15 protein-coding genes are annotated in these 15566 nt (G+C 42.4%); 5 read left to right on the top strand and 10 right to left on the bottom strand.

Translation table 11 applies throughout. From position 1 onward, the window contains the following. Positions 1–635: 635 nt before the first annotated feature. The 4 genes from V3595_RS27125 to V3595_RS27110 all read right to left on the bottom strand — a co-directional run bounded on the left by V3595_RS27125 (position 636) and on the right by V3595_RS27110 (position 6012). Positions 636–2021: a protoporphyrinogen oxidase gene (locus V3595_RS27125; RefSeq protein WP_485910937.1), complete on the bottom strand. Its 1386-nt coding sequence runs from the start codon at positions 2019–2021 to the stop codon at positions 636–638. 171 nt (positions 2022–2192) lie between these two features. After that, complete coding sequence (locus tag V3595_RS27120) at positions 2193–2705, bottom strand: GNAT family N-acetyltransferase (protein WP_485910935.1); 513 nt, start codon at positions 2703–2705, stop codon at positions 2193–2195. Between the two features lie 119 nt (positions 2706–2824). Beyond that, the gene (locus V3595_RS27115) at positions 2825–4858 is read right to left on the bottom strand and encodes a Na+/H+ antiporter (RefSeq protein WP_485910933.1); all 2034 of its coding nucleotides are present in this window, start codon (positions 4856–4858) and stop codon (positions 2825–2827) included. A gap of 263 nt (positions 4859–5121) precedes the next feature. Next, complete coding sequence (locus V3595_RS27110; RefSeq protein ID WP_485910931.1) at positions 5122–6012, bottom strand: diacylglycerol/lipid kinase family protein; 891 nt, start codon at positions 6010–6012, stop codon at positions 5122–5124. 477 nt (positions 6013–6489) lie between these two features. On the opposite strand from V3595_RS27110, the gene yhfH (V3595_RS27105) reads away from it, so the two are divergent. Genes yhfH (V3595_RS27105) through yhfH (V3595_RS27085) form a run of 5 tightly spaced genes read left to right on the top strand, consistent with a single transcriptional unit; the run spans position 6490 to position 7308 of the window. Next, positions 6490–6624 (top strand): protein YhfH, encoded by a 135-nt coding sequence (gene yhfH, locus V3595_RS27105; RefSeq protein ID WP_137017534.1) that lies wholly within the window; start codon positions 6490–6492, stop codon positions 6622–6624. 43 nt (positions 6625–6667) lie between these two features. Then, positions 6668–6805 carry a protein YhfH gene (gene yhfH / locus V3595_RS27100; RefSeq protein ID WP_082162914.1) on the top strand — a complete coding sequence of 46 codons (138 nt, stop codon included), beginning with the start codon at positions 6668–6670 and terminating at the stop codon, positions 6803–6805. Between the two features lie 29 nt (positions 6806–6834). Then, positions 6835–6972: a protein YhfH gene (gene yhfH / locus V3595_RS27095; RefSeq protein ID WP_082196596.1), complete on the top strand. Its 138-nt coding sequence runs from the start codon at positions 6835–6837 to the stop codon at positions 6970–6972. A gap of 29 nt (positions 6973–7001) precedes the next feature. After that, a complete protein-coding gene (yhfH, locus tag V3595_RS27090; protein ID WP_101225681.1) occupies positions 7002–7139 on the top strand; it encodes a protein YhfH in 138 nt (45 codons plus the stop codon). Between the two features lie 28 nt (positions 7140–7167). Next, positions 7168–7308, top strand: coding sequence for a protein YhfH (gene yhfH / locus V3595_RS27085; RefSeq protein ID WP_485910928.1), 141 nt, complete (start codon positions 7168–7170; stop codon positions 7306–7308). Between the two features lie 127 nt (positions 7309–7435). On the opposite strand, the gene V3595_RS27080 is transcribed toward yhfH (V3595_RS27085), so the two are convergent. From V3595_RS27080 to V3595_RS27055, 6 genes are all read right to left on the bottom strand, one after another. Continuing rightward, positions 7436–9070: a PucR family transcriptional regulator gene (locus V3595_RS27080; RefSeq protein ID WP_485910927.1), complete on the bottom strand. Its 1635-nt coding sequence runs from the start codon at positions 9068–9070 to the stop codon at positions 7436–7438. A 157-nt stretch (positions 9071–9227) separates the two neighbouring features. Beyond that, complete coding sequence (locus V3595_RS27075) at positions 9228–9446, bottom strand: hypothetical protein (RefSeq protein ID WP_101225679.1); 219 nt, start codon at positions 9444–9446, stop codon at positions 9228–9230. A gap of 16 nt (positions 9447–9462) precedes the next feature. Further along, complete coding sequence (locus V3595_RS27070; RefSeq protein ID WP_485910924.1) at positions 9463–10947, bottom strand: NCS1 family transporter; 1485 nt, start codon at positions 10945–10947, stop codon at positions 9463–9465. A gap of 42 nt (positions 10948–10989) precedes the next feature. After that, a complete protein-coding gene (gene hydA / locus V3595_RS27065; RefSeq protein WP_485910922.1) occupies positions 10990–12408 on the bottom strand; it encodes a dihydropyrimidinase in 1419 nt (472 codons plus the stop codon). Positions 12409–12422: 14 nt separating this feature from the next. Continuing rightward, on the bottom strand, positions 12423–13709 hold the full coding sequence (preA, locus tag V3595_RS27060; protein WP_485910920.1) for an NAD-dependent dihydropyrimidine dehydrogenase subunit PreA: 1287 nt from the start codon (positions 13707–13709) through the stop codon (positions 12423–12425). Between the two features lie 26 nt (positions 13710–13735). Then, positions 13736–15094, bottom strand: coding sequence for an NAD(P)-dependent oxidoreductase (locus V3595_RS27055; protein ID WP_485910941.1), 1359 nt, complete (start codon positions 15092–15094; stop codon positions 13736–13738). Positions 15095–15566 lie beyond the last annotated feature (472 nt).

The following is a 15566-nucleotide window of genomic DNA, read 5'->3' as shown; positions in this document are numbered from 1 at the left end:
TCTAAAACTGCATTTGATTTTTCGTCTATCGTATATTTAGTCAAAAAAACTGCACCTCCAATTGTTAGATGTTGTCTAACAATTGGGGTGCAGTTCACCATGGCAGTCCTTTCTGATTTACTATTGGAAATGAAGCAGGTATAGAGAATAGGTAACCTCTCGTGATTCTTCCACGTATTCTAATGTGACGTATCGAACCTTTTTGATGATCTTCGTTCCGTACATTGTACTAAAAAAAGAACCGCAAATATGTTTGGTGGCCGCTTCTAATCACGTTTTCCGAGAGACTTTAGGATATTATTATCATACCTGGTGTTACGATCGTGGCGACTACAAAATCGATTTCGCGGAATTAGAATCATGTTTAGAAAGTTATTTTATCACCTTAAATTTAATACAAGGCAAAAGGGTTCTATTTAAAAGGTTAAACAAAGTTGATTGGAGCGTAGGTACGAGACTCCTGCGGGAAAAGCGCGTCCAGGGGAGACCCCGCAGGCGCAAGCGTGCCGAGGAGGCTCCCGGACCGCCCGCGGAAAGCGAGTGCCTGGAGTGGAAATCAACGTTCCAATTTTACAAACACTCAATATTCCTCGAGTTTGTCTACAGTCTGAGACCGCCACCTGGCAGTCCCCCTTTTACAACTTCAGACATATTTCTTGTGCTTTCTTTTCCCCATCAGCAATACAGTCCGGGATTCCGACACCATTGTATGAACAGCCCGCCAGTAAAACATTCGGATAATTCTCGGAGATTTTCGCCTCCAGGGATTGAACGATTTGAGGATGTTTAATATGGTAGTTCGGCATATTTTCATGCCATTTCGTCACTTCACTCGTAATTGGATTCCCAGAAATACTTAGACTGTTTTTAATGTCGCGTAAAGCCACGGAGATCAATTCCTGGTTAGTAAGGGACCGTAATCGTTCATAGTCCGGACTTGAGCTTTTATAAAAAAGCCTTACCAAAAGCTGACTGTTTTCAGAAGTATGCTCCCATTTTCGGCTTGTCCAGGTACATGCATTGCAGATCAAATCACTATTATCACCTGCAATGAAACCTGTCCCGTCTTTAGGAAGCATGCTGTCCGGGATATCGAATCCAAGATAAACGCTAATCATCGAACTATTGATCAAGCCGTCGAAGTCCTCATCCAACTCCCGATCTCCCAATAATTTCTGGGCAATTGTATGCGGTGTACTCAACACGATAAAGTCCGTTTCGAGCGTTTCACCGTTTGCCAATGAAATGATATACCCCTCATCATTTCTTCCAATTTCATCTACACGGACCCCTTTTAAAATCTCGACCATATCGAGGCTTTCCTCAATTCGTTCAACCAATGTTGATAAGCCATTTTTAAACGAAAGGAACTTCTTATTTCCCTTGCTTTGGTATTTCTGCTTATTTTCCGATAGACCGCGTATTATACTGCCATATTGATTTTTATAATCCAGCATCTCTGGCAGTGTTTTTGCAATGGTCAATTCATTTAATTTTCCTGAGTAAACACCCGAAAGGACAGGCGATATCTGCTTTTGCACCAATTCCTTGCCTAAGAAGCTTTCAAGGAATAAACCGATGGAGTCATTTTTCGTAAAGGTCTCATTTTTTGTATAGAAATCCTTTAAGGCGTCAACCTTCCCTTGGGCGGAAACCAGATCACTTTTCGCCAACGACTCCAGGCTCATTGGTATTCCGAATAGGGCATCTTCGGGAATTCCCTTCAGCATCCCGTCTGTATGGATAAATGACTTTCCCGTCGCATTATAGACAACTTGATCCTCCAGGTTCAATTCCTTAAGAAATGGTTGTATATTTTGTTTCCTGGCGACAATCGAATCGGCACCCGCTTCAATTTTAAAAGGACCTTCGTGCACAGTCCTTATTTTACCGCCAAGCTCCTCATTTCCTTCTATTAATATCAATCGTACCGAGAGACTCCTCGCTTTAACTGTTTTTTGTAAATAATACATGGTTGATAAACCGGTAATGCCCCCACCTACGACTACGACTGTTTTCATTAGGACTACACCTCGATTAACGAATTTTGCATTAAGTAAAGTGTACCATAAGGCAGCGGGATTATTAAAAGCAGCCCTTCTAAATCACTGGTTTAATAATGAAACCTGTAACAAATTGGACAAAAAAAGACCTCCCCTTTTGGAAAAGTCTACATGCCAATTTGTCGTTTCTTATTCCATATCCTTGTTCATCGTATCTAATCTATACTCCATTATTTCCATCAACCCGCTTCTGCCTTCCTTCTGAATCCCTGTATCCTGAAACCCCGATTTCGCATAAAGCATTTTTGCAATCACGTTCATGACGTCCACTGCCAGAATGATCGAATCCTTGTTTGGAAAAATCCCTTTTGCGAATTCCGGAAGGATTTGCAAGGCTTTCTTCGCAATCCCTTTGCCCTGATGTTTTTGATCAACAAGAAATCCACGGAGTAATATCGCTTTTTTATCACTGGTGAAAGGGACGATGTTCTCGCCAATGTGTAAAACGAAAAAGCCAACCGGGATACCATCGGCCAATATTACGATAGGGTGCCTGTTGCAATCTTCCCGGCAATATTTCAGTGACACTTCCGGCAAAGCTGAAAATGGGGTTTGTGTATCCGCTAAAAAAAACTGGAAAAGCTGGTGAAGATGTTCCGGTAAATAAGGCGTTAAGGTGATGGTTTCGGTTTCCTTTTCCATTTAGTACAGCCTCTTTCATCATTTATTGGATACAATAATGATTCGATACACGGTCCGATATTTCCTTCACAAACCGGAAGGAGCACTGCCGAATATATCGGCAGTGCTCCTTCTGTTAATCAGTGTGTATTTTCATTGATTGTCAGTGCTTCCCGTAAATTGATTTGCTGGCGGAGTATGTTGGCAACATCACGGGAGATTTGTCGTTTTTCAAACATATCCTGCACTTCGTCCCGTTCTGCCTGGATCGCTTTATAGAACAGCTCTCTTTCATATTCGACCATTTTACTCGGGGTACGGCCCCTATTTTCACGTTTGCATTTTAAAATCAACACTTTATACTCGTCTATGATCATCGAGGATGTCTTATGATTATCGGATGTAATTCCGGCTTGTATCTCTTGGATGGCAGCTTTATACATCCTGATTTTAAGATCCCTGACCTTTTCCAATCTCTCAAGATTGATTTTTCTTATTTCACTTTTATTAGGGAAAAATAATTTTAAAACCCTTAGCATACTTCTTCTGAACAGCGTTACTGACCTGAAAAGACGGAACTTCAGTCGATTTGTTACGGCACCTTCCATACGCTGGATGTATTCCTTGCATATATACGCCGTCTCCCGGTCCACTTTTTCATCCTTAATAAGTTTATCCAGGAATCTTTGCTCTGCTTCAAGGGCCTTGAAGCGAAGATCCTTCTCTTCTTCCCTTAATGCAGCCGGTTCTTTCTCCTGTTCTACATAGGATAGTTCATTGATCTTGGTACAGTACCTGGAAATGATCGATAAAGCCGCTTCCCGGTTTTCATCTGTCATTTGGGACTCAATCACCCGAATAGCGGCTTGATGTGAGTGAATGGCAGCAGCTTTCGTTTTGTCAGCCTGCTTGTCCACCACTTCCTCTTCTTCTGTCCGTGCCACGATTGGCAGAAATACACTCGCAACAATCAGTGTCAGCAATATGACACCTGCTGCAATGAAAATGATTAACGAACGCTCAGGAAAAGGACTTCCATCCGCCAACACATATGGAATCGAGAACGAACCCGCTAACGTTACAGCTCCGCGAACACCGGAAATGGTAATGATTCCAGCAGCTTTGAAGTCTGGTTTTTGGGCTCCCGCTTTTTTCGTCATCCAGCCAATCGACCAGGCAGCCGTAAGCCAAATGAATCGTAAAACGAAGAGGAAAAGTGTAATGATCACGATATAAAGGATCACTTGTCCGTTATTGAAGGCTGGATCTTGAAAGATAGTTTTCGCAACGCTTGGGATTTGCAAGCCAAGCAAAACGAATACAAGACCATTCAATACATATAAAATGACGGACCATGTACTCTTTGAAACGACTTGAAGTTCTACAGTTGGTGATATTTCCCGATCTCGTTCAATGGCATGGACAATTCCCCCAGCCACGACTGCTAAAATCCCAGAAAGGTGGAAATGTTCCACAGCGAGGAAAATAATAAAAGGAGTTAGGATTTGGATCAGCATATGCATCGTGACGTCTTCCATCCCTAAACGGCGAAGAAATACACGAAGCCTGATAATGATGAAAGCTAGTATCGCTCCACCTACAAACCCACCAATTGCAATCCATATGAAACTGAAGGTGGCGTCGACTAAGGAGAAAACACCAGTGACTGTAGCTGCAACTGCAAACTTAAAAGCAACTAAACCTGAGGCATCGTTCATTAGCCCTTCGCCTTCGAGAAGGTGCATGATGCTCTTCGGTAACTTGACCCGACTCGCCAAAGCGCTTACTGCCACTACATCCGTAGGTGACAAAATGGCCGCTAAAGCGAACGCTGCCGGCAATGGTATCGAAGGGATCATCCAATTAATTAAATACCCGCCTGCCCAAACCGTTATGAATACCAGGCCTAGTGCAAGCATCAGAATGGGTGCTCTCAACTTCCATAGTGCTGTTCGGGGTACATTTTTGCCATCATTGAATAATAGGGGTGCGATGAATAATAGCAAAAATAATTCCGTCTCCATCTCAACATGCATACCCAGGGGTAAAAGTGCCAATATGACACCCAGTGCTATTTGTATTAATGGTACGGGTATAAAGGGTATAAAATGGTTAATTACATTAGACACTCCAATCAATATAAGAAGCGCTAATATAACAAGAAAAAACTCCATACAAACATCAAACTTCCTCTCTCATCTATAATCATAACTATAAGCGTAACATATTTATACCCAGTCATTCATGCATTAACTATTCTAACCTGGAATCCTCCTGAATAATGATACCTTTTATAAAAGCGAAGGAGCTTAAGTTATGCACGATGAACATCACAAATCAACTCCATCAATAAACCTTGGGTAACCGCATAGAAAAAAGCTGATTGGCTAACCCATGATCAGCTTTTCCCAGAAAGACAATGAACCCACATAACAAGTTATTTGGTTCCCGGAACAAAGAGACGAAGATGTTTGTGCAGTACATTTGCCTGGAAAGGAAGAAGAATGCCTTCATCTCCATCGATATTGACTGCAAGTTCTTCTGATGTAGTTAAATGGAGCTTGGTTGTTTTAATATATTCAACTTCGTCATTCCCCATGATCTCCCCCCTAATCAAACTCGGAATGATCTTGACGATGAGAGGAAGAGATAAATCCTTAATGATGAATGTGTGCAGCTTTCCATCATTCACTTCCGCCTCTGGTGCAAGTTGTTCGAAACCGCCTACAGAGTTAGTCATTGTTGCAATTAGTAAATGAGCCTCGCCCATCCACTTTCCCTGATCATGTTCAACCGTTAAAGGAAACGGAGTCTTTTTAATGATCGCTTTTGCTCCTTCAATGAAATAGGCAAAAGACCCAAGACGGGTTTTTTGTTCAACGGTAACATTATAGGTGGCCTCGGCGATTGCCCCTACTGCCAACACATTCATGAAGTAACGGTCATTGATCTTCCCTATGTCCGATTCCTTAATATGCATATCCTTCAATATCTCGATGGCAGCATTGGGATTCAGTGGTATTCCCAAAGATCTAGCGAAATCATTGATGGTTCCTAGTGGAATGATTCCGAAAGTAGGCCGATGCTGCTGCTCGCCCAAACCATTCACTATCTCGTTCACAGTTCCATCCCCACCCATGGAAATGACAGCATCGAACCTTTCTGCACATGCCTCCTTAGCAAAACCCGTAGCATCCCCCTCTCCTTCCGTTTTACGAACGCATACCTCATCAAAAATTTCACCAAGTGCCTTTTCCGCTTTCGGTAAAATCTTTCCTGCCTTTTCCTTGCCTGAAGATGGATTGACGATAATCATCGCTTTCGACATATGCTACCTCCCATTATTGTACTTCTACTAGCAAGTTACCTCTTTACTGATGTATTAAAACCACACAGACAGGAACTTACACATAATCGCTGCCGCTTGAATTTTGCTGACATTTTAGAACAAGCTCTTATATGTTACATCGACTGTGAAACAGGCATTCATTGATCACTGATCTTCCTGTTTCTCATCTGTTACATTAATGCCTATCACAACCAATTGAAAATTGTCTGTCCGTTTCGCTCCTTCTTTGTTTTTTTGTTTTATAAAAAGCGTTATTTCTTCCATTTCCTACTTGCCGTGAAGAAAAATCCAAAAATAAACAGATGATAATTCCCTTACCTATAGGGTTTTTAGACAATCAGTGAAAAAAATTTCAAATTTTCTGTAAAATACCTATACATTTTCCAAATTCGGGTATATACTGTATTATAACAACAAGCAAACAACAAAAACTGTACTATAAAGAGGGGGCGAGACATGCAAGCAAATCAATCAGATTTACTCATAATCGATTCATTTAAACATTGCCCGGAATGTGGTGAAACACATGTGGACCACTCAGATTCCTATCTGATGGAATGCGATCGCTGCCTTTCCAAACGTGAAGAATAAAGCGGTCAGAAAATATATCTAACATTAAAAGGAGGAAATCATTATGCAAATGAAAAAGTCCATTGAGTTTTTTAACAATATCCCTGCTAAACATTGCCCCGAGTGCGGTGACCATATTATCGAGCATGCTGAATCCTACTTAATGGAATGTGACCGCTGCCTTTCCAGACGCGAAGACTGATTAAACCAAATCAAAAAGGAGGAACCATCATGCAAACTATAAATCCACTTGAATTCTTCAGGACACTGCCGCCTAAACAATGTACGGAATGCGGAACCCATATCACTGAACAAGCTGAATCCTACTTAATGGAATGTGACCACTGCCTTTCCAAACGTGAAGACTGATTAAACGAAATCAAAAAGGAGGAATCATCATGCAAACCAAAAACCCTTTGGAATTCTTCAGGACACTGCCGCCTAAACAATGTACGGAATGCGGAACCCATATCACTGAACAAGCTGAATCCTACTTGATGGAATGTGATCACTGCCTTTCCAAACACGAAGACTGATTAAACCAAATCATAAGGAGGAATCATCATGCAAACTAAAAACCCATTGGAATTCTTCAGGACACTGCCGCCTAAACAATGTACGGAATGCGGGACCAATATCATTGAACAAGCTGAATCCTACCTCTTGGAATGTGACCGCTGCCTTTCCAAAAAAGATGAATATTAATAAAAGATGCTGACATCAAGATGCTATATAGTCCATTTTGATGTCAGCATTAACCTTGTTATCTGCCTCCCTTTCCTTGCATTCAAAAAAGGATGTCCCCGGGACACCCTTCAGTCTTACTTATTTTTTATCTTCCAATAGATTTGTCTACATATTTTCCACTGATCTTCCTGCTGCTGTATTGCAAGAAGTCCAATGCAAAAATCATGAATTCAAGGCCCAGACGTTTATCTGAGCGCATAAAATCAGAACCTAGCAGTTTTTCCAATTTTTCAAGCCTATGATATAGCGTTTGCCGGACAATGAATAGTTGTTTTGATGTTTCCTGTTTAGAACCGTTACAGGCAAGGTAGGTCTTTAAGGTAGGCATTAACTCACCATTGTTTTGCTTGTCATATTCAATGACAGGACCTAAATATTCGTAAACCGTTTCCTCCAGATTACCATGCTTATTTATGAGCGAAATCATGCGATGCATATGTAAGTCCTGATAAAAGATGCTTCTGTTATCCTCTGGTAACGCATCCTGAAGCAGCAAAGTTTCACGGGCCGTTTCATAACTTTTATAAATCTCACTTAACCTTTGAACATGCTTACCAAACCCAATGGAAAGCAGACCCATACGATTACGCCCGCTTACATCCATTTTCATGATTCGATCCACCGCGCTTGTAACCCTTGATTTCCAATCTTCAGATGAACGATTATCACCTAAAATAAAAACAAGATGCTGATGCACTTCCATGGAAAATATCTGAAAGCCGTACTGTTCAAAAATTGTTCGAAACATTATCTTAAAATAGGTTCCATCTAATTTTGTGGAACCTTTATTATACTTTGGGTGTTGTTTGCAAATGCAAACAATTCCGCCATCCAACTGCATTTTCGGATCAATATAGGAAAGCCTCTCCCGGATTGCTTCGTCACTATATTCACCTTCAATCCAATTTGTAAGCCATTTACTTTCTTCCGACGCTTTCTTTTCTTCTATATATAACTCCCTTAATAGATGCTGTGCCAATGCGGTAGCCGTTCGATCCAAGATCAGTGAATCAAAATCAGTCAACTCTCTGCCGTTGCTGCAAATGAGCAATTCAGCATAATTTTCACCAAGCACTTGAATCGGCTGTCCAAGAACGGATTTATCCAATTTCCGCTTCTCTTCGTATATGTCCGCTACCATTTGATAGGTTGTTTTTTTCTTTATTTTTGGAATGCTGGCTATATCATTTTCATTAAAGATAAGAATAACCTGTACATTTAAATAGCTGTGGAGAAATTTTAGAATTGGTTCATAATGGTCAATTTCGAGGAGATTTTTATTTAACTGCTGTGAGTAGTTTTCTAAGTTGGAGATCATCTGATATTGTTTATTAATGATAAGGGAATGTATATCCTGCGTGATTTCTACGAAAGGTACTTCTTCATGAAATAGGATGATAGGGAATTGCCGTTCATTTGCGAGATCGATGGCACATTGCGGCACTGCCATGGTGTTGGTGCCAATCTCTATACAGAGTCCAGCTGCATCGCATTCTATTAACTGTCTTAAGTAGGATAGAAATGTGTCATCGCAGTCTTTCCACCCTAAACCGGTAGTCAGTATCAGTTCGTTTCCATTTAACAAATGGCTGATTTGGGTGACTTCCATGCAGTGGACCCACTTCACTTGACGCTTTATCCCACTTCTACCTGCAATTATATCCGTCAGATTAAAATGCTTGCGTGTTAGAATTTCCTCGATTGTAATCGATGTATTCATCCAGCCACATCCTTTTATAAAACTGCTTTAAAATCTATTATAAACGGACAACCCTTAAATCTCCAGACACTTGTTAGAAAATCTAACGTCAAAATTCTACAAAAAACTCGAACAAAAAGGACCCATTCGTGAGGAATAGGCCCGGTTCATAACTATTTCAATTCAATTTTTTTTTGAAAAGCAATGTAGAGAAGTATTTCCTTCCTTCCGGGGTTTTGATGTTCAATTGCTTCCATTCCTGCTTCGTTCCTTCAATCAGTTCAAAATCGAGAAAGGCTCCACTTAAACTTTCGGAAACCCGGGTGATTCGATATCCTCTTTCAAGTAAAAAATCGATTTGTTCCCTTTCTAAGCGATAGTCTTGATATTCGGACATTTCCATTCCCCCTTTTTCACACGTTCTCCTTGCCGGTTGAAGCCGTAAAAACCATCTCTTCCTCAAGTCCTGGACCTTTTTCGATTTTCCAATCCCTGCCGACGGAAATACCTAAATATTTCTCATCGCTGGGATCAATGATTTCAGCTTGTTCATATCGCTTGAACCACCAATACTTGGCTAATATATAATAACTTGCACCGCCGAGAACAAAGCCAATGATAAACGAATAATTTGAAAAAACCGTTGCACCAATTCCTCCAATCACCCAAGAAATGATTCCTGCCCAATTCACTCCATTCAAGTATTTATACTGGCCATCGCTCTCATAGAGTTCTTGTACATTTACTCGCCGTTTACGGAGGAAATAATAATCCGCTACCAGGATGCCGACAATGGATGCCAGGATTCCACCTATTATTAATAAAACTTCTATGATGATGCCGAACAGGCTCCATGGCTGAACTACTATCCCAATCACCCCCGCTACAACGACTCCTGCCCAAAATGGCATTTTAGGACCCATGACATTCGAGAAAATGGTAGCTGCGGGAATGACGTTGGCCGTAGTATTCGTCGACCATTGAGCAAATACGATCATGATTAAAAGGACACCGAGAGCAATTCCACTTGCTGATCCCTGTATGGCAACTACAGGATCATAATTGGAAACGGCCATATATGAAACCGCACCGATAATCACCATGAAAGTCTGAGTGATGGGATAGGTGATAATATTCCCAATTATTTGCCCCTTATTGCGCTTGAACCAATTTTTTTCATTTCTTGGTGCCTTTATATAGCGGGAAAGCGTTGGCATATCTGCAGTCAACGTACCCCAAAATCCCATATTTGCCATAATGACGACCATGAAAGCCGTGCCGGCAGCCCCGCCAGTGACCGGACTTTCAATCCAGGACCATACATCTCTTCCTTGGGCTACAGCCTGATCGGATAGAGTGAAATACATCCAGCCGGAAATTAAAATGATGACGGGCGCCGCCAAGTCGGCGAATCGTTCTATCGACTTTATTCCCATTGCCGTATTCACTAATTGTAAAACGGCAAAAATGAGGAAGCAGATAAACCAATTATCAAAATCAAAAAGGGTTGTGAAGATAGCATTCATGGCAGTAGCTCCAAAGTAAGTATTGAGGCCGAACCAGCATGACGCTACAAACCCCCGTACAACCGAAGGGATGTGGGTGCCAATCGTACCGAACGGCGCCCTCATATAAACTGGGAATGATATTCCATGTTCAACACCAATATCCCCTGTCATTGTCATCAAAAAGCCGAGAACCACACAGGCAATGACCGTTGCAAGAACGACCCAGCCTAAGGATAAACTTTGGACACCGTTCCCACCGATTGCGAAGGCAGCCAATACTACAGCCATGCCCACCCATATGAAACCAAATCCGGCTGCACTTATGTTTTTCTCACTATGAGGTATAGGCAGCAAATCGGGAGACTTTAAATAATCTTTCTTCTCACTCATAGAAAATCCCCCTAATTTAATTTGCAAGATTCCTTACCGAAGTTAGACTGGAAGCTTTTTCCCGGTATCCGGCTTCAGCGCCGCATTATATTTTGCCCGTTTCAGGAATTGCCCTTTTCCAGCTTCGCCTACGAATTGTTTGTCTTTAATGACGAATTGACCTCTCGATAAAACGGACACCGGTTCACCTGTAATTTCCATACCTTCAAACGCATTATAATCTACAGCCATGTGATGGGTTTCTGCAGAAATGGCCCTTTCAACTTTCGGGTCAAAAATGACAATATCAGCATCCGAACCTACCGCTATCGTCCCTTTCTTCGGGAATAATCCAAATAGCTTGGCGGCACGCGTAGAGGTCATGTCGACGAATTGATTCAAGGTAATACGCTCCTTCATGACCCCTTCAGAAAAGAGGATACTCATGCGATCCTCAATCGTTGGCCCGCCGTTCGGTATTTTCGTGAAATCCCCACGTCCAAGTTCCTTCTGTCCCTTAAAATCAAAAGAGCATTGATCGGAGCCAATCGTTTGCAGCTGGCCCATTTTCAAAGCATTCCATAGCACTTCTTGGTTTTTCTTCTCCCTTAACGGCGGGGACCATACATACTTAGATCCCTCGAAATGGGGCTTTTCAAGATAAGATTGGTCAAGAACCAGATATTGCGGACAAGTCTCCCCCCAAATATCCACCCCTTTATTTCTTGCCTCAGTGATCTTTTCAACCGCATCTTCACAGGTGACATGAACAACATATAGCTGGCCATTTGCCATTTCCGTCAGTTTGGCAGCCCGTCCAGTTGCTTCCCCTTCAAGCTCCGGAGGTCTTGTTAATGCATGGTAAATTGGATCGGTGTTACCTTCAGCCAGCGCCTGCTTCGTAAGATAATCGATGACATCGCCATTTTCAGCATGAACCATGACAAGTGCGCCAAGTTCCTTTGCTTGCAACAGAGTGCGGTATAGCGTGGCATCATCAGCTTGAAAAACATTCTTGTAAGCCATGAACACTTTAAAGGAAGAAATCCCTTCATTATCGATGATACTTGGCAGCTCAGCCAATACATCATCATTAATCTCACTGATCATTAAATGAAAACCGTAATCTATGGCCGCTTTTCCATTGGCCTTTTGATGCCATGTTTCTATCGCATTCTTTAACGGCACCCCTTTTTCGGTCAAACAAAAGTCGATGATCGTTGTCGTGCCTCCATATGCAGCGGCAATCGTACCCGTTTCATAATCATCCTTTGTCGTTGTCCCGCCAAACGGCATATCGAGATGTGTATGCGGATCAATGCCCCCCGGAAAAATATAAGCGCCTTTTGCATCAATGATTTCAGCCCCCTCAGCCGGGAGGTCCTTGCCAATCATTGCAATCCTCTCATTTTCAATCAATATATCGGCTTGATACGTATCTGCAGCCGTTGCAATCGTTCCATTTTTAATGATTTTCTTCATATTAGACCCCTCCATCATTTTACGAAATCAACACTTTCACTGCTTATGCCCCCAAGGAACGATTGGCGTTCATTCCACGTCATTGGCGGTAATTCATTTGTCAATTCGATCATATCGATCGCCCCATCGGCCGGACAGACGATGGAGCATAGATTACAGCCTACGCAATCTTCTTCGCGCACTCTCAAAAAGGAGCTGCCTGACGTGTCCTTTAACATATCTATACATTGATGAGAAGTATCTTCACACGCAATATGGCATTTATTGCAGTTAATGCACACATCATTATTAATGCGCGCAACGACCTTATAATTAAGATCTAAATTCCCCCAGTCGGAATAGCGCGGTACGGACTTACCGACAATATCCATCACGGAGGATATCCCTTTTTCATCAAGGTAATTGGAAAGTCCATCAATCAAGTCTTCTACTATTCTAAAACCGTGATGCATGGCAGCCGTACAAATTTGCACTCCAGTCGAACCCATCAATAAAAATTCCACCGTATCCTGCCAATTTGAAATGCCTCCTATTCCGGAAATGGGAACATTGATCTTATTATTCCTTGCACACTCTGCCACCATATTCAAAGCGATCGGCTTCACAGCGGGCCCACAATACCCTCCATGAGCCCCCTTGCCGCCAACATGGGGAATCGTATTCCATGAATGGATATCCACTCCTGCCAAGCTGTTGATCGTATTGATCATGCTTATTGCATCCGCACCGCCGCGCACCGCCGCTTCAGCCGTAACCGTAATGTCGGTTATATTCGGTGTAAGCTTGACGATGACGGGTTTTGATGCAGCTTCCTTCGCCCAGTATGTTTGCTTTTCCACAAGTTCAGGAACCTGTCCCGAAGCAGCTCCCATCCCACGCTCTGCCATACCGTGCGGGCAGCCAAAGTTCAACTCGTAACCATCGACCCCTACATCTTCTATACGCTTGATGATTTCATGCCACTTTTCCTGTTGCGGCTCCACCATCACCGATGCAATGATTGCATGATCAGGGAACCTTTTCTTCGTTTCATATATTTCTTTAAGATTCACTTCAAGCGGACGATCCGTAATCAATTCTATATTGTTGAACCCGGCAACTCTCTGTCCATTAAAGCTGACCGCTGCAAAACGTGATGAGACATTCAGGATGGGATCACCCAATGTCTTCCAAACAGCTCCTCCCCAGCCAGCTTCAAATGCGCGCTGGACTTGATAACCTGAATTAGTAGGTGGTGCTGAAGCAAGCCAAAAAGGATTGGGAGATTTAATACCTGCAAGATCAATTGATAAATCAGCCATGATAAGCCTCCTATTTTTCATAGTTATTAAGCAATATCCACCGCTTCGCCCATCAAAATCGAGTCAATTTCATAGGCTGTCTTTTTCCCTTGCTGGGCAGCTGAAACAACCATTGCCTCACCTTGGCCTTTTCCGAAGATCACGTCACCGCACGCAAAGATCTTTTCATGCGATGTCTTATAGGAATCACCATCCAATGTAACGACACCATCATCATGTTTAATGCCGAACTGTTCAATCAATCCTACATACCTGGATTGGCCTATAGCACGAATGACCCCATCGACCGGTATGACGAACTCCGATCCGGGAATTTGGACTGGACGGCGCCGCCCATCTTCCCCTGCCTCGCTAAGAACCATCTTCACGCACTCGATGCCCGTAACCTGACCGCTTTCATCCGAGAGGATTCTGGAGGGCGCAGTCAGCCAGTGAAACCCGACACATTCTTGTTTGGCAAACTCATATTCAAAATCATAGGCTGTCATTTCCTTTTGGGTACGACGATAAATAATGCTCACCTGTTCGGCGCCCAGGCGTACAGAACAAGTCGCGGCATCGATCGCCGTGTTTCCAGCTCCAATTACCGCCATCTTCTTCCCAATGAATTTATCAGTGATTGCCCCTGTTTTCGTTGCTTTTACGAAATCGATTGCATCATAAACTTCAGCCAAATCCTCCCCTTCAATTCCAAGCTTAGGGACATCGGACATGCCGATAGCTAAAATGACCGCATCATAGTCGGCAGTCAGCTGATTTGCGGAAACATCCACTCCGACCCGTGTATTCGTTTTAATATCAACATCCAAACTCTTTACTTGTTCAACTTCCCAATAAGAAATGCTCTGAGGCAAACGGAACGATACAATCCCGTAAGTATTTAATCCGCCTGGATTCTTTTCAGCTTCGAAAATGGTTACACTGTAGCCAAGCAAGGCTAACTCCCTTGCTGCAGACAAACCTGCCGGACCGCTTCCTACAATGGCAACTTTTTTGCCATTCTTCTTCCCGGCCTTGAATAGGGCTTGTTTATTTTGGATGGCCCAATCTGTGGAATAACGCTGGAGATTGCCAATCATGATTGGCTTTGTAGAATGGTTCAGGACACATGCCCCCTCACATAACTCTTCAGTCGGACATACCCGCGCACAGCTGGCACCGACAGGATTGGCCGTCATGATCGTCTTGGCCGACCCTTTAAAATTACCTGAAGCTATCTTCTTAATAAAACCTGGAATATCTATTCCGGTCGGACAGGCTTGGATACATGGGGCATCATAGCAGTATAAACATCGATTCGATTCTTCCAAAGCTTCCCTTGGGGATAAACCCCTCTCCGCTTCCTGAAAGTTAATCTCTAGACCACCTTTTAACGGGCTCGTCATACTCATCCACTATTTCTCCTTCCAAACATTTATTTGTGAAAAGGGAGGAATTGCATGCATTTCTCTCTACTGTCCTCATATTTAAACGATTGAAAGCATTGCCAACATGGTTTCCGTCAATTTATTCAACAAACAAGTCATGGCGATTTCCCAGCTAAAATTCTCTCGTTTTGTTTATTATTTTCTATCATTCTCTCACTGGTCACGCCTCGGTCCCTGCTTCCATCTAACACAAAAAGCCCCCCCCTACTAATCTTAAAAACTCAAAACCTGATGATAAATCAGAGAATTGAGTATTCTTTATTTTATAATGTTGAAAAACAAGTTACATTATACAAAGTGTAAAGTATTTCCAGATGCTAGATATGCAATATGTAATATCAATGTTATATTTCCTAACAATAAGTGATAAACATCGTCATTTTTCTACATTCAAACTTACTTTTCATCATACTTACTGATACTATTTGAA

The sequence above is a fragment of the Bacillus sp. CFBP9009 genome (genome assembly GCF_036541465.1).
GTDB lineage: Bacteria > Bacillota > Bacilli > Bacillales > DSM-1321 > Peribacillus.
Note: the sequence above shows the minus strand (reverse complement) of the source record. Positions and strands in the feature narration are given on the sequence as shown.